The sequence below is a fragment of the Terricaulis silvestris genome (assembly GCF_009792355.1).
Lineage (GTDB): Bacteria > Pseudomonadota > Alphaproteobacteria > Caulobacterales > Aquidulcibacteraceae > Vitreimonas > Vitreimonas silvestris.
Genome location: NZ_CP047045.1, coordinates 1,860,813 through 1,878,379, shown reverse-complemented (window position 1 = coordinate 1,878,379; position 17,567 = coordinate 1,860,813). Strand labels below are relative to the sequence as shown.

The 17,567-nt window shown below is 63.2% G+C and carries 19 protein-coding genes; 5 read left to right on the top strand and 14 right to left on the bottom strand.

What is annotated here, in order from left to right; translation table 11 throughout:
- The first annotated feature begins 229 nt into the window (after positions 1–229).
- Both DSM104635_RS09590 and DSM104635_RS09585 read left to right on the top strand, forming a co-directional pair.
- A complete protein-coding gene (locus tag DSM104635_RS09590) occupies positions 230–1,762 on the top strand; it encodes a DEAD/DEAH box helicase (protein ID WP_158765988.1) in 1,533 nt (510 codons plus the stop codon).
- A gap of 21 nt (positions 1,763–1,783) precedes the next feature.
- A complete protein-coding gene (locus DSM104635_RS09585; RefSeq protein WP_158765987.1) occupies positions 1,784–2,638 on the top strand; it encodes a CPBP family intramembrane glutamic endopeptidase in 855 nt (284 codons plus the stop codon).
- Here the strand turns inward: DSM104635_RS09585 and DSM104635_RS09580 are convergent.
- Positions 2,635–4,086 (bottom strand): coniferyl aldehyde dehydrogenase, encoded by a 1,452-nt coding sequence (locus DSM104635_RS09580; RefSeq protein WP_158765986.1) that lies wholly within the window; start codon positions 4,084–4,086, stop codon positions 2,635–2,637. The two genes, DSM104635_RS09585 and DSM104635_RS09580, sit on opposite strands and share 4 nt — an antisense overlap.
- 160 nt (positions 4,087–4,246) lie before the next feature.
- On the opposite strand from DSM104635_RS09580, the gene DSM104635_RS09575 reads away from it, so the two are divergent.
- Positions 4,247–5,302, top strand: coding sequence for a GGDEF domain-containing protein (locus tag DSM104635_RS09575; protein WP_158765985.1), 1,056 nt, complete (start codon positions 4,247–4,249; stop codon positions 5,300–5,302).
- Positions 5,303–5,354: 52 nt separating this feature from the next.
- Complete coding sequence (locus DSM104635_RS09570) at positions 5,355–6,143, top strand: enoyl-CoA hydratase/isomerase (protein WP_158765984.1); 789 nt, start codon at positions 5,355–5,357, stop codon at positions 6,141–6,143.
- On the opposite strand, the gene DSM104635_RS09565 is transcribed toward DSM104635_RS09570, so the two are convergent.
- From DSM104635_RS09565 to DSM104635_RS09520, 10 genes are read right to left on the bottom strand one after another with little or no spacing between them, the layout of a single operon-like run.
- On the bottom strand, positions 6,140–6,568 hold the full coding sequence (locus DSM104635_RS09565; protein ID WP_158765983.1) for a TfoX/Sxy family protein: 429 nt from the start codon (positions 6,566–6,568) through the stop codon (positions 6,140–6,142). The genes DSM104635_RS09570 and DSM104635_RS09565 overlap by 4 nt on opposite strands.
- Positions 6,569–6,572: 4 nt before the next feature.
- Entirely contained in the window at positions 6,573–6,935 is a 363-nt protein-coding gene (locus DSM104635_RS09560; protein ID WP_158765982.1) for a HesB/IscA family protein, read from the bottom strand.
- 4 nt (positions 6,936–6,939) lie between these two features.
- Entirely contained in the window at positions 6,940–7,290 is a 351-nt protein-coding gene (locus DSM104635_RS09555; protein ID WP_158765981.1) for an SUF system Fe-S cluster assembly protein, read from the bottom strand.
- 5 nt (positions 7,291–7,295) lie between these two features.
- Positions 7,296–8,528: an aminotransferase class V-fold PLP-dependent enzyme gene (locus DSM104635_RS09550; RefSeq protein WP_158765980.1), complete on the bottom strand. Its 1,233-nt coding sequence runs from the start codon at positions 8,526–8,528 to the stop codon at positions 7,296–7,298.
- On the bottom strand, positions 8,525–9,397 hold the full coding sequence (locus DSM104635_RS09545; protein WP_158765979.1) for a SufD family Fe-S cluster assembly protein: 873 nt from the start codon (positions 9,395–9,397) through the stop codon (positions 8,525–8,527). Before DSM104635_RS09545 ends, DSM104635_RS09550 begins: the two co-directional genes overlap by 4 nt.
- The gene (sufC, locus tag DSM104635_RS09540) at positions 9,394–10,155 is read right to left on the bottom strand and encodes a Fe-S cluster assembly ATPase SufC (RefSeq protein ID WP_158768054.1); all 762 of its coding nucleotides are present in this window, start codon (positions 10,153–10,155) and stop codon (positions 9,394–9,396) included. The genes DSM104635_RS09545 and sufC overlap by 4 nt, the downstream gene beginning before the upstream one ends.
- 5 nt (positions 10,156–10,160) lie before the next feature.
- On the bottom strand, positions 10,161–10,649 hold the full coding sequence (locus DSM104635_RS09535) for a hypothetical protein (RefSeq protein WP_158765978.1): 489 nt from the start codon (positions 10,647–10,649) through the stop codon (positions 10,161–10,163).
- Positions 10,646–12,133: a Fe-S cluster assembly protein SufB gene (sufB, locus tag DSM104635_RS09530; RefSeq protein WP_158765977.1), complete on the bottom strand. Its 1,488-nt coding sequence runs from the start codon at positions 12,131–12,133 to the stop codon at positions 10,646–10,648. The genes DSM104635_RS09535 and sufB overlap by 4 nt, the downstream gene beginning before the upstream one ends.
- The gene (locus DSM104635_RS09525) at positions 12,130–13,308 is read right to left on the bottom strand and encodes a cysteine desulfurase family protein (RefSeq protein ID WP_158765976.1); all 1,179 of its coding nucleotides are present in this window, start codon (positions 13,306–13,308) and stop codon (positions 12,130–12,132) included. Before DSM104635_RS09525 ends, sufB begins: the two co-directional genes overlap by 4 nt.
- A 5-nt stretch (positions 13,309–13,313) precedes the next feature.
- Positions 13,314–13,757 carry an Rrf2 family transcriptional regulator gene (locus DSM104635_RS09520; RefSeq protein WP_158765975.1) on the bottom strand — a complete coding sequence of 148 codons (444 nt, stop codon included), beginning with the start codon at positions 13,755–13,757 and terminating at the stop codon, positions 13,314–13,316.
- A 179-nt stretch (positions 13,758–13,936) separates the two neighbouring features.
- Between DSM104635_RS09520 and DSM104635_RS09515 the strand changes: the two genes are divergently transcribed.
- Complete coding sequence (locus DSM104635_RS09515) at positions 13,937–14,623, top strand: alpha/beta hydrolase (RefSeq protein ID WP_158765974.1); 687 nt, start codon at positions 13,937–13,939, stop codon at positions 14,621–14,623.
- Here the strand turns inward: DSM104635_RS09515 and DSM104635_RS09510 are convergent, their stop codons facing one another.
- The 3 genes from DSM104635_RS09510 to prfA all read right to left on the bottom strand — a co-directional run bounded on the left by DSM104635_RS09510 (position 14,624) and on the right by prfA (position 17,560).
- A complete protein-coding gene (locus DSM104635_RS09510) occupies positions 14,624–15,316 on the bottom strand; it encodes a DUF4167 domain-containing protein (RefSeq protein WP_158765973.1) in 693 nt (230 codons plus the stop codon).
- A 313-nt stretch (positions 15,317–15,629) separates the two neighbouring features.
- Entirely contained in the window at positions 15,630–16,481 is an 852-nt protein-coding gene (prmC, locus tag DSM104635_RS09505; protein WP_158765972.1) for a peptide chain release factor N(5)-glutamine methyltransferase, read from the bottom strand.
- Positions 16,478–17,560, bottom strand: a complete 1,083-nt coding sequence (gene prfA, locus DSM104635_RS09500) for a peptide chain release factor 1 (RefSeq protein ID WP_158765971.1) — start codon at positions 17,558–17,560, stop codon at positions 16,478–16,480. Before prfA ends, prmC begins: the two co-directional genes overlap by 4 nt.
- Positions 17,561–17,567: the final 7 nt, after the last annotated feature.

The following is a 17,567-nucleotide window of genomic DNA, read 5'->3' as shown; positions in this document are numbered from 1 at the left end:
CGCCCCCGCCGGCCAACGCCAGAGCTGGCCGGCGGGGGCGCCGGCGGTCCATATTAATTGACTTTTCGTCCGAACTGACCCACATCCCGCCCGTCCGTTGTGCGCGCCGAGAGGGCGTGCTCGCCCCTCGCTAAGCCCCCGTCTCGTCCGGAGACGATGCCGGCAAAGCGCCAACCCAGCGACCCTCGCCCCGCAAACCCGCGCCGGCGGCGGTCCCAAGTGAGAATAAATGACCTCTGAAAATGCCGCGCCCGAAGGCGCAGAAACTGCCCAGTCGCAGATCACGTTCGATGATCTCGGCCTCTCCGAAGCGACGCTGCGCGCGGTGAAGGAGGGCGGCTACAACACGCCAACCCCGATCCAAGCGCAGGCCATCCCCGAAGTGCTGAAGGGCCGAGACATCCTCGGCATCGCTCAGACCGGCACCGGCAAGACCGCAGCCTTCGTACTGCCGATGATTGATATCCTCGCCGCCGGTCGCGCCCGTGCGCGGATGCCGCGCACGCTCATCCTCGAGCCGACACGCGAACTCGCGGCGCAAGTGGCGGAGAATTTCGACAAGTACGGCAAATACCAAAAGCTCACCAAGGCGCTGCTGATCGGCGGCGTTAGCTTCGGCGACCAAGACGCGCTCCTCGCGCGCGGCGTCGACGTGCTGATCGCCACGCCAGGTCGCCTGCTCGATCACTTTGAGCGCGGCAAGCTGCTGTTGAACGGCGTGCAAGTGATGGTGGTCGATGAAGCCGACCGTATGCTCGACATGGGCTTCATCCCCGACATCGAGCGCATCTTCAAACTGACGCCGTTCACGCGCCAGACGCTGTTCTTCTCCGCCACCATGCCGCCGGAGATCACGCGCCTCACGGAAGCGTTTCTGTCTAGCCCCAAGCGCATCGAAGCGACGCGGCCCGCCACCACCGCCACCACGATCGAACAGCGCGTCATCATGCTGCCCGGTGGCGATCCGCGCACGCGCCGCGCGGCGCTGCGAGCGGCTATGACCAGTGTCAACGTCCGCAACGGCATCATCTTCTGCAACCGCAAGACCGACGTCGATGTGGTAGCGCTTTCGCTGAAGCGCCACGGGTTTAACGCGGCGCCGATCCACGGCGATCTCGATCAATCGGTGCGCACCAAGACGTTGGACCGCTTCCGCTCCGGCGATTTGCAGTTCCTGATCGCGTCTGACGTCGCGGCGCGCGGCCTCGACGTGCCGGATGTCTCTCACGTGTTCAATTACGAGCCGCCGCGCCACGCCGAAGACTACGTTCACCGCATCGGCCGCACTGGCCGCGCCGGCAAGCAGGGCGCGTCGTTCACGCTGGTCGCGCCGCAGGATCGCAAGAGCCTTGATGCCATCGAGAAGCTCACGGGCAAACCGATTGAGAAGGCAACAATCGAAGGCGTGCCGGAGGCAGCGCTAGGCGATCCCAACGATCGCGGTGGCCGCGGCCGTCGCGCTGAGGAGCTGAAGAAAGAGCATTCCAAGCGCCTCAGCGAAAAAAAGCAGCGCTACGTGAAGCGCGATCCAGAACGCCCCGAAGCATCGACGCAGCCAGTGGCTCCGCAAGAAGAAGCTTCGACCGAACCTCGCCCAGAAAAGCGCGTAGAGCAACCGCGACGCGATCGGCCGCGGGCGGAGCAGCCGCACCGTGATCGTCCGCGCGAAGAGCGCCAGGCGCCCGCTCCAGCGCCGGAAAAATCCGGCGTCCAGGGGTTTGGGGATGACATGCCGGCCTTCCTTCGGCCAAAGGGGAAGTAGGCAAAACGAATGGGGGTGACGATGCGAACCAAGCAGCTGCTGATCTTCTTCGCTCTGTGGTTCGTGTTCGCCGTCGCCCTTGAGTCAGCGATCGTCGCGTTTGGCTTCACGCGCTTCTTCGTCACCGCTCTGATGTGGTCCGTCGGCATCGCGGCGATGCTGACTCTGAAGCTAACTGGCCAATCGCTGACCAGCCTCGGTTGGAGCTGGGGCCCTGCCCGCTACCACTGGATCGCGCTGCTGCTCCCGCTCGTTTATGCCGGCATCGCCTATGGCGGCGCTGCCGCCGCTGGCCTGATCCAGTTCGCCTTGCCGACATCTCAAGCCGCCTTGACGGAAGGCCTTGGCCTGCAAAGTCTCTCGCCGGCGCTGGGTTTTGCGGCGGCTGTTCTGATCATCGGCACAATCGGCATGGTGCAGAGCATGTCGACGGGCCTCGGCGAAGAGATCGGCTGGCGCGGGTTTCTGACGCCACGGCTCACCGCGATCAGCGGCTTTATCGTCGCGACACTGATCACCGGCCTGATCTGGTCAAGCTGGCATGTGCCGATGCTCGTGCTGAGCGACTACAATGGCGGCGGCGATCAGCGCTTCGAGATTGCCTCGTTCATGATCATGGTGATCGCCATCAGCGGCGCGTTTGCGTGGCTGCGACTAGAGTCCGGCAGCCTCTGGCCGGCGGCGACGCTGCATGCATCGCACAACTTGTTCATTCAGGGCATCTTCGATCCGCTCACCACACGCGGCGCGAACGAGATCACCATGGTGAGCGAGTTCGGCGTTGTGCTGGCGGCGGCAACGGTCGTCGTCTGCGTCCCATTCTGGATCATGGGCGCGCGGATTTCGCGTGAGACCGCCGCCGCGCAATCCGCCTAAGGCTTCAGCCGCGCCGCCACTTGCTTCTTAAACGTCTCGCCGTACGGCGGGCGCAGCATCGCGAGCAGCTCACCGGAGATTTGGCGATAGATCGCCTTCTCGTGGCTGAATTCCAGGAAGCCGCGATGGCCGTGATAGGCGCCGATGCCTGACGGGCCGACGCCGCCGAATGGTAGATCGTCCATGCTGAAGTGGAAGATCACGTCATTGATGGTGACGCCGCCAGAATGCGTGCGCGAGAGCAGCGCTTCACTCTCGGCGCTATCCTCGCCGAAATAGTAGAGCGCGAGCGGGCGCGGACGTGCGTTGATCTCGGTGATGGTCTCATCGAGCGCGGTGTAGGTGCGGATCGGCAGCACCGGGCCGAAGATTTCTTCCTGCATGACGCTCATGTCATCAGTGGCGCCGACAATCAGCGTGGGTGGAATTTTGCGGTGCTCCTGCTGCGTGAAGTCCTCGCCCGCCGGATTGATCTCGATCACCTCTGCGCCCTTAGCTTTGGCGTCGGCGATGAGGCCTTTGACTCGATCAAAGTGGCGCTGGTTGATCATCGCGGTGTAATCGCCATTGTCTTTGATTGTCGGATACATCTTGGCCACCGACGCTTTCGCCGCGTCAACGAACCCCGCCACACTTTCCTGCGGAGCAAGGAGGTAATCAGGCGCGAGACAGATCTGTCCCGCATTCATGGTCTTGCCCTGCATCACGCGCGCTGCGGTCTTCGCCATGTCGGCGCTGCGGCCCACGACCACTGGCGACTTGCCGCCGAGTTCGAGCGTCACGGGTGTCAGATTGTCGGCGGCGGCGCGCATGACGTGGCGGCCGACAGACGTGGCGCCGGTGAAAATCAGATGATCGAACGGCAGACCTGAGAAAGCTGCTCCGACATCCGGCCCGCCGAGGATCACGGCGATCTCTTCTTCGTCGAAATAGAGATCGAATGTCTCCGCGAGCAGCGCCGATGTCGCCGGCGTGAACTCCGACGGCTTCAGCATCACGCTGTTGCCCGCGGCGAACGCTCCGGCGATGGCGTCCATCGCCAACTGCACCGGAAAATTCCACGGCGTCATGACGCCGACCGCGCCCTTGGGCTGGTAGCGGACTTCCGCTTTCGCCCCGAACAGACCAAGCGCCGATGGCGTCACCTTGCGCTTGCGCGGCTTCATCCAGCCATCCAGCTCGGCGCGCGCTTGCTTCAACGGGCCGATCGCAGCGGCGACGTCGGTGAGCAGCGTCATGTCGCGCGAGCGTGTGCCGAAGTCGCTTTGTATTGCGGAGACGAAATCATCCTGATGCGTCAGCAGCAGAGTGATGCATCGCGTCAGCCGGTCCTTGCGTAAGGCGGCGCTTGGCGGCCCCTTGCGCACGTTCGTTCGCTTCTGGATGTCCAGCACGGTGCGCATGCGCGCCTTGGCTTCTTCGATGGCAGGCTCAACCGGCTTGTTCACGCGCCTCTCCCTGGGTCTTTACAGGCACCTTAGCGCTTGCCGCTAGCGTAAGCGCAATTACTCATTTCAACGGCTTACGGAGGGTCATTTACCACTCGTCCATACCCTCCCTCCTACGGTCCAAAGGTCAGTGACCTCAGATTCGCGGATCGAATAACGCGTGACCGATCAAGATGCTCTCATGCAAGGCCCGGGTGGCGAAACCGTCGGCCAGGAGACCTTGGACCTCATGCGTTTGCACGGCGTGCCGCCAACAAGCGCGAACTACGAGGTTTGGCTGGCTTATCGTCTAGGCCGCAACGCAGCGCTCCGCGAAGCGATAGACGCGCGCATCGGCGCGGGCGGCAGCTTCACGGCAGAGTTCAACGCCCAGACCTACGAACACTTTTTCACCGGCCTCGGCGCGTCCGCGCAAATCGTCCTCGCCGGTGAACAGATCGCCCGCGATCTCGGCCAAGTCGTTTCGTTCTTAAAAGAAACCGAAGCCAAGAGCGACGACTACGGACGCACGCTGGAATCCGCCGCAACCGACCTGAACCGGGGCCTCAATACCGATCAGGTCCGTCAAGTTGTCTCGAGCCTCGCTGCGGCGACGTTGGACATGGCCAATCACAATCAGACACTCAATGAGCAGCTCCACCGCTCCACGCGCGAGATCGACACGTTGCGCACGAGCCTGGAATCGGTGCGCGTCGAATCGCTGACCGACAGCCTCACCGGCCTCTCCAATCGACGCATGTTCGACGAAACACTGCGCATGCGACTCGAAGAAGCCCGCGCACAACACACCGAGCTCTGTCTCGTGCTCTGCGACATCGACCACTTCAAGCGCTTCAACGACACATGGGGCCATCACACCGGCGATCAAATCCTGCGCTTCCTCGCAAGCGCCATGCAAGCGCATGCACGCCCAGACGTCCTGGTGGCACGCTACGGCGGCGAAGAGTTCGCCATGATCATGCCGCGCGCCAACGCCCGCGCCGCCGCGCAGACGGCCGAAGCGTTGCGCTCCGCGATCCAAGCCAAGCGGCTACGCCGCCGGTCCACCAACGAGGATCTCGGCCAAGTCACGGTGTCGATGGGCATCGCGCGCCTGCAACCGGGTGATACGCCGCAGGGCCTTATCGAGCGCGCCGACGCGTGCCTTTATGCGTCCAAGCGCAACGGCCGCAATCAGGTCACCACCGACGCCACGCCAGTGCTTTACGTTGCGTAGCACTTCCATCGTGCACTGAAGCGTTTAGCATCGCGCCTCCACGGAGGCCGCGATGGCGTACGCTAAGGTCAAATACGAACTCGAAGACGATGTCGCGCTCATCACCCTGAACGATCCCGCCACGTTGAACGCGATCGCCGTCGATATGACAGTGGAGCTGACCGACGCGTTCGGCCGCGCCGTGGACGAAGCGCGCTGCATCGTGATGACCGGCGAGGGCCGCGCGTTCTCCTCCGGCGCCAATCTCGCCAGCGGCGCGCCGCCGGTCGATGCCGATGGCCGGCCCGATTTGGGCGGTGCGTTGGAGCAGAGCTTCAATCCGTTCGTCACCATGCTCCGCGACCTGCCGATCCCATACGTGACCGCTGTGAACGGCGCCGCGGCTGGCATTGGCTGCTCGTTCGCGCTGCTGGGCGATCTCATCGTGGCTGGCGAGAGCGCCTACTTCCTGCAAGCGTTTCGCCGCATCGGTTTGGTGCCGGATGGCAGCGCCACCTATCACCTGCCGCGCATGATCGGCCGTGTCCGCGCCATGGAGATGATGCTGCTCGGTGAGAAGATACCGGCAGCGACTGCGCTGCAGTGGGGTCTGATCAATCGCTGTGTGCCGGATGTCGAGCTGTTGCCGACGGCAAAGATGCTCGCGCTTGAGCTGGCCAACGGGCCGACGAAAACACTGGGCGCTATCCGTCGCCTTTCATGGGCGTCTCTGGACAACACCTGGGGCGAACAGATTCAAGCAGAGCGTTTCGCGCAGCGCGATGCCGGCCGCACTGAAGACTTTCGCGAAGGCGTGCAGGCGTTCTTCCAGAAGCGCCCGCCGAATTTCAAAGGTAGCTAGCGTTTCGCTTTCTTGCCTTTGGCTTTCGCTTTGCCGACCGGGACCTTGGCCTTCGATGCCTTCTTCGCTTTCGGTTTCTTGGCTTTGGCCTTCGCCTTCGCGACGGCTAATGCTTTACGGCCCCAAATCGCAGCTTCATCTGGATCGTCCAACGCGCTGTCGGGCAAGCGCCAATAGCCGAGATCGATCTTCTCGCCCGCACGCGGCCCGCTCTGCGGCTCCCACACGAACGGCCCGCACCCTTCGGCGCTTAACTCCGCTTTCAACGCGTCATCGACTTTGATGTGGATCGTATCGTCGGCGATCAGCACAAACATGACGCCATCACACCAAGCGCCGGCGCCGCCGAACATGCGTTTGACCTGCACCGGGCCGACCCCAGCAAACAGCTCCCGCACGTAATCGTGGAAGCTGTTGTCGGCCATCGTCTCAGCCTTCGATTTTTGCCGGTTCGATAGTGACGCTCTCGCCGCAGCCGCACGCATCGGTTTGGTTCGGGTTGCGGAAGACGAAGCGCGACGAAAGCCGCGTGGTCTCGTGATCGATCACGGAGCCCAGCAGAAACATCACGGCTTCCGCCTTCACCAGGATGCGCACGTCATGATCCTCGACGACTTCGTCAAACGCTTCCGGCGCATCGGCGTAGTCCATCACGTATTCCATGCCGGCGCAGCCGCCATTGGTGACGCCGACGCGCAGATATGGCTTTTCGCTCTTTGCCATAATCGCCTTCACGCGATCGGCGGCGACGTCAGATAGCGTCACGATCTTGGGGCGGGGTCTGCGGGTCATTGTCTCACAACATATTCAGTTCGAGTTTGGCCTCATCGCTCATCCGCGCTGGCGTCCACGGCGGATCGAACACCAGGTTCACATTCACCGAGCTAACGCCTTTGACCTTCCGCGCCGCCTGCTCCACCCAGCCCGGCATCTCGCCAGCCACAGGACAGCCCGGTGCGGTCAACGTCATCTCGATATCGACATGGGCCTCATCGTTGATGTCGACTTTGTAAATGAGGCCGAGTTCGTAGATATCAACCGGGATCTCCGGGTCGAACACGGTCTTGAACTGCATCACCAGGTCATCGGTGATGCGATCCAGCTCGGCTTGCGGCAGAGCGCTCGGAGGGGAAGTGACGCCGTCCATGATCCCTAGCTCAGAAGCTTCCTGGCCTTGTGCAAGGCCTCGATAAACACATCGACTTCTTCGATACGATTGTAGCACGCAAAGCTCGCCCGCGCCGTGGCGGTAACGCCAAGCCGCTGCATCAGCGGCTGCGCGCAATGGTGACCCGCGCGCACCGCGACGCCCTGGCGATCCAAGATCTGCGCGATATCATGCGGATGGGCGCCTTCGACGGAGAACGCGACGATGGCGCCCTTATCGGCCGCCTGCCCGTGCAGCGTCACCCAGTTCAATCCGCGCAAGGCAGCCATAGCGCGATCACGTATCGCTGCTTCGTGCGCCTCGATCGCGCCGCGGTCCTGACCGGTGAACCAATCGATCGCAGCTTTTAGTCCGATCGCTTCCAAGATCGGCGGCGTGCCGGCCTCGAAGCGGTGCGGCGGCTCATTGTAGGTGACACGCTCGCGCTCGACGATATCGATCATCTCGCCGCCGCCCTCGAAGGGCGGCAGTGCAGCAAGTCGCTCAGGCTTACCGTAAAGAATGCCGATGCCGGTCGGTCCATAAATCTTGTGGCCGGTGAAGGCGTAGAAATCGACGTCGAGCGCCTGCACATCGACATGGCCGTGCACAACGCGTTGGCACCCGTCGAGCAGCACCGGCACGCCCTTGCCATGCGCCAGGCGGATCAGTTCGTCGGCGCGCGTTTTGACGCCCAGCACGTTCGACATGTGCGACAGCGTGACGAGCTTCGTCCTTGGGCCCATCAAGTCGTCCAGCGCGCCCGGATCAATGACGCCGTCGTCATCGATATCGACCCATTTCAGCACCGCGCCTTTGCGCTCACGCAGGAAATGCCACGGCACGATATTGGAGTGGTGCTCCATCACCGACAACACGATCTCGTCACCTGGCTGGATGTCGAGCCCGGCGGCGACGATGTTGATCGCGTGCGTGCCGCTCTTGGTGAACACGATGGTCTGCGGCGACGGCGCGTTGATGAACCGCGCCACCGTGGAGCGGGCGCCTTCGAACGCATCCGTCGTCTCGTTAGCGAGCGCGTGCAAACCGCGGTGCACATTGGCGTAGGCGCCGCGCATGGCGCCGGCCATCGCCTCGATCACGGCTTCGGGTTTCTGCGCGCTCGCGGCGTTGTCGAGATAGACGAGCGGCCGCCCATGGACGGTGCGCTCCAGGATCGGAAACTGCGCCCGCACAGCCTCAACGTCGAAGGAACGCTTGATCAGAGGCGCATTCATGACGCGCTCTCCGCCAGCCAATCACGCATCAAGCCAGTGAGCTCCTCGACCAGCTCGACAGGCAAACCACCCGGAACCGCTTCGACCAGGAACGCCTCGATCAGCAACGCGCGCGCCTCTGCTTCGCTGATGCCGCGACTGCGCATGTAGAAAAGCGCGGTTTGATCCAATCCGCCGGCAGTGTTGCCGTGCGCGCATTGCACGTCGTCGGCGTGAATCATGAGTTCCGGCTTGGCGAAAACCTCGGCGCCCGCTTCGAGCAACATGCCGTGGTGATACTGCCGCGCATCGGTTTGCTGCGCGCCGCGCTCGACGACGATCTTGCCCTGAAACACGCCGCGCCCGCCTTTGACGGCGACGCCTTTGATGAGCTGGCGCGTTTCGCCGCCGATCGCGTTGTGCGTGATGACCGAGGTCAGGTCCGCGTGCCGTCCGGCGCCGGCGAGGTAGACGCCGTTCATTTCCACCTTGGCGCCTTCGCCGCGCACATCCACATGCGTCTCAATCCGCGCCAGCTTGCCGCCCTTGGCGAGCACGAACTGCTTAAGCCGAGCGCGCTGGCCCAGCGCCACGCGCGCCATCGCCAAAGGAAACGCCGCGCCCGTCTGAATGACGATCCGCGTCAGCGACGCGCCCTCGTCCAGCTCAAAGTCGAATGACCGCGCATCGATGTTGCGGTCGTCGTCCATGCGTTCGACGAACATGCGATGCTCGCCGGCCGGAATCACCATGCGCTGGGTCCCCGGCGCCAAACGTTCGATGATGTCGCGCCCGTCGCGCAGGACCGGGCGCTCGTCCGCCAGCGCCGCGCGCAGATCGGAATATTTCCACGCCTCGACGCGGCGATTGGGGAACTCCGACGCAATCACGCCGCCCTCAGATATTTGTCATAGCCTTCGCGCTCAAGTTCGAGCGCAAGCTCCGGCCCGCCACTCGCGGCGATGCGGCCCTGGGCCAGCACGTGCACGCGATCGGGTTTGATGTAGTCGAGCAGGCGCTGATAGTGCGTGATCACAAGCATGCCGCGCTCGGCGCCGCCGTTCTCCGGCTTGCGCAGAGCATTTACGCTTTCGGACACGATCTTCAGCGCGTCGATATCGAGGCCGGAATCGGTTTCATCCAGAATGGCGAAACGCGGCGCGAGGACGGCCATCTGCAACGCTTCGAACCGCTTCTTCTCGCCGCCGGAGAAACCGACATTGAGCGGCCGCTTCAGCATCTCGTCGCTGATCTTGAGCGCATCCGCCCTGGCGCGGATCAGCTTCAATATCTCAGGCGCGCTGAGCGCCACTTCACTGTGCTGCGCCCGGAGCGAATTGAGCGACGCCTTCAGAAAGGCGATTGCGGACAAGCCTGGAATTTCCACCGGGTATTGGAACGACAAGAACAAGCCGCCGCCTGCGCGCTGCTCGGGAGATGCTTCAAGCAAGTTCAGGCCATCTAGTGTCGCGGAGCCTTGCGTCACCGCGTACCCGTCACGCCCGGCCAAGGCATAGGCGAGCGTCGACTTGCCGGACCCGTTGGGTCCCATAATGGCGTGCGTCTCACCCGCTGGAACGGAGAGCGTGAGACCTTTGATGATCTCCGTGCCGCCAACAGCAACGTGCAAATTCTGGACGTCAAACAAAGTCATTAGGGGCACAATCCGTTCGTCCATTGGTTCGCCAGTGCGCCACGCGCGCATCGAACGCGGCGATAGGCGTTGGTCGGAAACCACCCCTCCGGCTCGCGGCGAAATTCTATGCGAAGATGACCGGCCGCCACTGAATCGTCTTGGGAGCCCGCGCGGACGACGTCAGCGGTCGCAATGTCGCCTTCCTCGCGGATTGTGAGATAGAGCGAGCCGCCTTCTTCGTGCGCGCCTGCAGCGATGAGCGGATCAATCGCCGTCATGATGTCCGGCGCGCCGGTGACGCCGATCTCACTGGGCTCGAACGCGGTGAAGGTGCTCGTCGGCGCAGCCAACAGAGCGGGCTCGACTGGCGGCAAACCAGGCGCCTCATCGATGATCTCTTCTTCGGCGAGCGGCGGCGCGCTCGTTTCATCCGGCTGCGTGGATTGCCCACACGCGGCGAGCGCGAACGCCGCCAGACCCAGAACTGCATAACCCCAGCGTCTCATCCGACACTCCCCTCGAGGCTGACTTCCAAAAGCTTCTGCGCTTCCACTGCGAACTCCATCGGCAGCTTCTGCAGCACTTCGCGCACAAACCCGTTCACCAGCAGCGCCACCGCCGCCTCCTCCGGAATGCCGCGCGAACGCAGGTAAAACAGCTGATCGTCGGACAGGCGCGTCGTCGTGGCTTCGTGTTCGAACTGCGCGTCCGGCGTGCGCGTTTCGACGTATGGCACGGTATGCGCCGCGCACTTGTCGCCGATCAGCAGCGAGTCGCATTGCGTGAAATTGCGCGCGCCGGTGGCCTTGGCGTGCGCTGAGACTAGGCCGCGATAGGCATTCGATGAGCGCCCAGCAGAAATTCCCTTCGAGATCACACGCGAGCGCGTGTTCTTGCCGAGGTGGATCATCTTAGTGCCGGTGTCGGCTTGCTGACGGCCGTTGGTCACGGCGATCGAGTAGAACTCGCCGGAGCTATCGTCGCCGCGCAGGATGCAGCTGGGGTATTTCCACGTTATCGCCGAGCCGGTCTCCACTTGTGTCCACGAAATCTTTGAGCGCTTTCCGCGACAATCTCCGCGCTTTGTCACGAAATTATAGATCCCGCCTTTCCCTTCACTATCACCCGGCCACCAGTTCTGAACCGTCGAGTATTTGATCTCGGCGTCATCGAGCGCGACGAGTTCAACCACGGCGGCGTGCAGCTGGTTTTCATCGCGCATCGGCGCCGTGCAGCCTTCGAGGTACGAGACGTAAGCGCCCTTGTCGGCAATGATCAGCGTGCGTTCAAACTGGCCGGTGCCTTCGGCGTTCATGCGGAAATACGTGCTGAGCTCCATTGGGCAGCGAACGCCCGGCGGCACATAAACAAACGACCCGTCGGAGAAGACGGCGCTGTTCAACGTCGCGAAGAAGTTATCCGACGCAGGCACCACGGAGCCGAGATACTTTTTCACCAGATCGGAATGCTCGCGCACCGCTTCGCTCATCGAACAGAAGATGACGCCGGCCTTGGCCAGTTCTTCCTTGAACGTCGTGATCACTGAGACGCTGTCGAACACAGCGTCGACGGCCACCTTAGCGCTGCCTTCAACGCCGAGCAGCACTTCGGCTTCCCGGAGCGGGATGCCGAGCTTCTTGTAGGTTTCGAGGATCTCTGGATCGACGTCCTCGATGCTCTTGTACTTCGCGCCAGACTTCGGCGCTGCGTAGTAGCGCGCGGCCTGATAGTTGATCGGCGGATAGTGGACGAGCGCCCAAGTCGGCTCTTCCATCGTTTGCCAGCGCTTGAACGCTTCGAGGCGCCAAGCCAGCATCCATTCTGGCTCGCTCTTCTTTGCGGAAATGAAGCGCACGATATCTTCGTTGAGACCCGGCGGCGCAAAATCCTGCTCGAGCTCGGTGATGAAGCCGTGCTTGTACTTCTCGCCCTCCAACGCACGCGCGGCGGCGACCGTGTTTTTGTCGATGCTTTCTTTTACCGCGCTCATGCCGCCGCTCCCTGCGCGCGGCGCGCGGCGATCTTGGTCAGCGCGTTGAGGACTTCATCGACGTCGGACTCTTTCGACTCGTGGCCGAAGCTCACTCGTAACGCGGCCTTCGCCACTTCAGGCGCAACGCCCATCGCCGCGAGTACACGGCTTGAACGCACCTTGCCGGAAGAGCATGCAGCGCCTGAACTAATCGCGACGCCTTCTAGATCCATTGCGATCACGGCGGTTTCGGCGGTGAGGCCGGGAAGCGCGAAGTTGGACGTGTTAGGCAGACGCCTGGCGCCGGCGCCAAATACGACGGCGTCGCGCGGAAGGCCTGCTTCAAAGCGATCGCGTAAGGCCGCGAGACGCAACGCCTCTTCGTCAACGTCGCGCAGCGCCCAGTCAACGGCGACACCGAAGCTGACAATCGCCGGACCATTCTCTGTGCCAGGCCGGCGCCCGCGCTCTTGGCCGCCGCCGAAACGCGTCGTCACGTAAGGCGCGCCGGGCGCAAGCACCAATGCGCCGATGCCTTGCGGGCCGCCGAGCTTGTGGCTGGAGACGACGAGATAGGTCGCATCGAGATCAGCGATGTTAACTGGGATACGCCCGAACGCCTGCGCCGCGTCGACAAGCAACATCGCGCCGTGCTCGCGGCAGATCGCGGCAATCTGGGCGATCGGTTGGATCACACCGGTTTCATTGTTCGCCAGCTGCACGGCGACGAGCGCCGGCTTCGGCGCTTCGCGCACGATGCTCTCCAGCACGGCCAGATCGATCGTGCCATCCTGCTGCACAGGTGCGCGCAACATCTCGCGATGCTTAGCGTGTTCAAACAGCGCGTCGTGCTCGACGGCGGAAACAATCAGTGACGGTGGCGGCGGAAATTCTTCTATGAAGCCTTCGTCATCGACAACCGGATCTTTGCGTTGGGCAACATCGAAAGCGTCCAGCACCAGATGCAGCGCTTCGGTCGCGCCGGACGTGAACACCACGTTCTCGGCGCTGGCGCCCACAGCCGCCGCAATCTTCTCACGCGCGTCCTCGATCGCCGCGCGCGCCGCGCGGCCTGCGGCGTGCACCGAGGACGGATTGCCCGCAACAGCCAAGGCGCGCGCCATCGCGACCGCCGCTTCAGCGCGCACAGGCGCGCCGGCGTTGTAGTCGCAATAGATCGGCGTCTTGGTCATCAGCTTTATTCCGCGGCCACGCGTGCGCCGCCGTCGAAACGGCGCTCCAGCACGTCGGCGAGTGACACGGACGCGAGAAAGAGGTGGATACGATCGCCCATCTCTTGCCAGAGCCCATGCGCAATGCAGCGGCCGGTTTTGCCGATGCAGCTTTTGGTGGAGGCGTCGTCGCAGCGCGTCGCTTTGATCGGTTCGTTCACAGCCGCGATGATTTCAGCGACAGTCACGCTATCCGCCGACCGCGCTAGGCGATAACCACCACCGGGTCCGCGCACACCGGACACCAGCCCGGCCCGGCGCATCTTGGCGAACAGCTGTTCGAGATAGGAGAGCGAAATCTCTTGCCGGCGCGCCACTTCCTGCAGCGGCACGGCGCGTTCGCCGCCGCCGTGGAGTGCTAGATCCGCCATTGCCATGACCGCGTAGCGGCCTTTCGAGGTCAAACGCATACCTGATCCCTTCCCGCGCCCTCGCACGCCCCCAAATTCATGTGCTAGAAGGCGCCCCCTTCGGGGCTGGCCTGAGAGACCCTCTCTCGGGCCTATTCTTAGGTTGCTAGCTAAGATACCTGAGTGTTTTAGTCAAGAATTCGCCGCCGATAGTTCCATCGCGCCGGCCGGGGTCGTGAATGCCAGAAGTGATTTTCCCGGGCGCAGCCGGGCGTGTTGAAGGCCGGTACCAGGAGCCGCCGAAGGAAGGCGCGCCGATCGCGCTTATCTTGCACGGCCACCCGCGCGCCGGCGGCTCGATGCAGGACCGTGTCACGGTCCAACTCTACAAGCTTTTCGTCGATAAGGGCTTCGGCGCTCTGCGCTTCAACTTCCGCGGCATCGGCCGCAGCCAGGGCGTGTTCGACAACGGCATGGGCGAGCTTTCGGACGCCGCCTCCGCGCTCGACTATTTGCAAGGCATGAACCCCAACGCCGAGCAGTGCTGGGTTGGCGGCTATTCGTTCGGCGCTTGGATCGGGCTGCAACTGCTGATGCGTCGTCCGGAGATCGACGGCTTCATCGCGGTGGCGCCGCCGGCCAACCACTACGACCTCTCGTTCCTCGCACCCTGCCCCGCTTCAGGCGTGATTATCTACGGCACGCGAGACAGCGTGACGACTGCGCAGGATATGGAACGCGTCATTGGGCGCATCCGCACGCAGAAGAATATCAAGGTCGATGGCGCGCCAATTGAAGGCGCCGATCACTTCTTCCGTGGCCGCGATCCCGGCGAAGATCACCTCGCCGAAGTCGATGTGCACGCGCGCACCTATCTCGAGCGACGCCTCGCAGCGCCGCCTCGTCCGCCGACGTCTAAGCGCTAATCAGTCGCCGCGCAGGAACGCGGGCTTAGGACCGCTGGAGAAGCCTTCCGGACCAGCCTCACGCTCTTCGCGTTGTTCGCGCGGTGCGCGTTCACGGCGTGGTTCGCGGGCTTCGCCTTCAGCGCGAGGCTCGCGCGGCGGGCGGCTTTCCGTACGTTCTTCCCCGCCGCCTTCGCGGGGCGCGGCTTCCGCCCCTTCGCCTTCACCCGGACGGAAACGGTTGCGACGGCCGCGGCGACGGTTGCCGCCTTCGCGGTCTTGTCCGTGTTGCGGTTGCCCTTGAGAGAATTCAGCGTCCGGCTGCTCATCGCCCTCAGGTGACGTCTCTCCGCCTTCGGCGCGATCCATCTCTTGCGAGCCTTCTTCGTAGCCGTCGCGCTCGGCGTCGTTGAAGCGATCCTGTTGTTGCTGCGGATGCGGCTGCGCCGGCTGCATCGAGCGCACGAGGCGGAAATAGTGATCGGCGTGCTGGAGGTAGTTCTCGCCTAAGACGCGATCACCAGAACTCGTCGCATCGCGCGCCAACTGCAGGTAGCGCTCATATATGACGGACGCGGGTCCGCGCACTTTGGTTTCGGGACCATTACTTTCCATGGTCCGGTTCGGGTTGTTGTTGTGTGGCTGGTGGCTGCCACCACCGCCTCCGCCACCGCCGCCGCCTGGTCTACGACCGCGGCCTCGTTGACGCTTCATCGAATGTCCACCGTGCATTGAGTGTTCCGTTGAGGGTCCGCCGCCGCGCCCGAGACCTTATCGGTCTCGTGTCGGCTCGCGCCTCGTTATGAAAAGCCAAATGGGCCTGTCGCGTTCGACTTTGGGCCGTATGAGCGGTCATTGCCGCGTTTCGTTTCCTGACCTCTTGCTGAGGAAGCTGGGGCGGCGTCTGAGAGTACGCTCGCCTTCATGGAACCGTCGTCCGCCGAGCCCCTCGAACTGGACCATCGATTCCGAGGACTAAGGTAATGCGTGTCTGGCCCGGCTCCAAGGAATATTTCAGGGACGGTATTCATGCCGCACGCCAGCCATTCACCACACGGGGGATTCCCGCGAGATCCCGCTTGGCAGGGCCAGTGGATAAGCCTGCGGCCTCCGCCAAAGCGCGAACGTCCTCTGCTTGGCCGATGCCAACCTCAAGCGCGAACGTCCCCTCGGGTTTGAGTAAACGCGGCAGAGCGGCGACGATCGCGCGGTACGCATTCAGACCGTCAGCGCCGCCGTCGAGTGCAAGGCGCGGTTCAAACCGCGCCACTTCAGGCTCCAGCGTGTCGATGTCCTTCGATGGAATGTACGGTGGGTTGGAGACGACGAGATCGAACTGACCTTCGACGTCTGAAGCCCAATCGCTGACACGCAAGTCAACGCGGTCGGACAAGCCTAGTGCATCGGCATTGAGCCGTGCGATCCCAAGCGCATCGCCACTCACGTCGATGCCCACGCCAATCGCGTGTGGGCGTTCCTTGAGGATCGCGAAAAGGATTGCACCAGAGCCGACGCCCAGATCGAGCACACTCGCGGGCTGGTCTGGCGTCAAGACGTGGATCGCGGATTCCACCAGCAGCTCTGTCTCTGGACGCGGGATCAGCACGTCCGGCGTGACGGCGAGTTCGATTGTCCAGAAGTGCCGACGCCCGATGATATGCGCCACCGGCTCGCGCGCTTCGCGGCGGCGCGTCAGCGCATCGACAGCGGCCACTTGCTCATCGCTCAGAACACGGCGCGGATCGGTGACAATATCCAGGCGCGAAACACTTGCCCCCGCTTCCACCAACAGCCGCGCATCAAACACCGGCGTATCCACGCCCGCCGCCTCCAGGCGTCGCTTCACATCCGTCCAGAGCGTGACGAGCGCTGTACTCACGCGTCGTCCTCAAGCGCTGCCAGCTTCCGCGCCCGATCCTCGGCTGCCAGCGCATCAAGCACCGGATCGATCGCGCCTTCGATGACTTCACTGAGGTTGTAGAGTGTCAGATTGATGCGATGGTCTGTGACGCGACCCTGCGGAAAATTGTAGGTGCGGATGCGTTCGCTGCGATCGCCGGAACCCACTTGTCCCTTGCGTTCCGCAGCGCGCTCCGCGTCCTGGCGCGCACGCTCTGCATCGTAGAGCTTTGCTTTCAGCACCTTCATGGCGTTGGCTCGGTTCTGGTGCTGCGATTTTTCTTGCGCGATCACCACGATGCCGCTCGGAATGTGCGTGATGCGGACAGCGGAGTCCGTCTTGTTGACGTGCTGACCGCCGGCGCCGGATGCGCGCATGGTGTCGATACGAATGTCCTTGTCGTCGACGACAATGTCGACGTCACCCTCGGGCTGCGGCAGCACCGCCACCGTCGCTGCCGATGTATGAATGCGCCCACCCGCTTCAGTCTCCGGCACACGTTGCACCCGATGCACGCCGCTTTCGAAGCGCAGGCGACCGAACACGCCGGGACCGGTGATGCTGGCAGTGGCCTCCTTCAATCCGCCGAGGCCGGTTTCGGAGAGGCTCTCAACGTCAAACCGCCAACGTCGCGACGACGCGTATTTCTGATACATGCGGAAAAGATCAGCGGCGAACAAAGCTGCTTCGTCGCCGCCCGTGCCTGCGCGAACTTCGAGGATAGCGGAGGCGCTTTCGTCTTTGTCCTTCGGCGCGAGGAGCAGCAGCGCTGCTTGCTCCAACTCGGGAAGCTTGTCCTTTGCGGCTTGGAGTTCATCCCGTGCAAGCGCCGCCATCTCGGCGTCGCCGTCCTTGGCCATCGCTTCGAGATTGGAAATGTCCGAACGGACGAATTTCACCGCAGAGATCGCATCCACCAAAGGTTTGAGCTCAGCGTGCTCTTGGCCAAGCTTGACGATCTCGGCGCCATCGGTGGCAGCCGCCAAACGCGCTTCCACACGCTCAAAGCGATCGACTGCCTGGTTCAGGCGGCGTTCCAGGCGCGCTAGATCAGACATGACGCGC

Bases quoted from the DNA above. Each gene is read 5' to 3' on its own strand.
- DSM104635_RS09560 (WP_158765982.1), bottom strand. From the start codon at position 6,935: ATGACCCGCAGACCCCGCCCCAAGATCGTGACGCTATCTGACGTCGCC.
- sufB (WP_158765977.1), bottom strand. From the start codon at position 12,133: ATGAGCGCGGTAAAAGAAAGCATCGACAAAAACACGGTCGCCGCCGCG.
- DSM104635_RS09570 (WP_158765984.1), top strand. From the start codon at position 5,355: ATGGCGTACGCTAAGGTCAAATACGAACTCGAAGACGATGTCGCGCTC.
- DSM104635_RS09525 (WP_158765976.1), bottom strand. From the start codon at position 13,308: ATGACCAAGACGCCGATCTATTGCGACTACAACGCCGGCGCGCCTGTG.
- DSM104635_RS09520 (WP_158765975.1), bottom strand. From the start codon at position 13,757: ATGCGTTTGACCTCGAAAGGCCGCTACGCGGTCATGGCAATGGCGGAT.
- DSM104635_RS09550 (WP_158765980.1), bottom strand. From the start codon at position 8,528: ATGAATGCGCCTCTGATCAAGCGTTCCTTCGACGTTGAGGCTGTGCGG.
- DSM104635_RS09555 (WP_158765981.1), bottom strand. From the start codon at position 7,290: ATGGACGGCGTCACTTCCCCTCCGAGCGCTCTGCCGCAAGCCGAGCTG.
- DSM104635_RS09510 (WP_158765973.1), bottom strand. From the start codon at position 15,316: ATGAAGCGTCAACGAGGCCGCGGTCGTAGACCAGGCGGCGGCGGTGGC.
- prfA (WP_158765971.1), bottom strand. From the start codon at position 17,560: ATGTCTGATCTAGCGCGCCTGGAACGCCGCCTGAACCAGGCAGTCGAT.
- DSM104635_RS09515 (WP_158765974.1), top strand. From the start codon at position 13,937: ATGCCAGAAGTGATTTTCCCGGGCGCAGCCGGGCGTGTTGAAGGCCGG.
- DSM104635_RS09535 (WP_158765978.1), bottom strand. From the start codon at position 10,649: ATGAGACGCTGGGGTTATGCAGTTCTGGGTCTGGCGGCGTTCGCGCTC.
- DSM104635_RS09585 (WP_158765987.1), top strand. From the start codon at position 1,784: ATGCGAACCAAGCAGCTGCTGATCTTCTTCGCTCTGTGGTTCGTGTTC.
- DSM104635_RS09565 (WP_158765983.1), bottom strand. From the start codon at position 6,568: ATGGCCGACAACAGCTTCCACGATTACGTGCGGGAGCTGTTTGCTGGG.
- DSM104635_RS09590 (WP_158765988.1), top strand. From the start codon at position 230: ATGACCTCTGAAAATGCCGCGCCCGAAGGCGCAGAAACTGCCCAGTCG.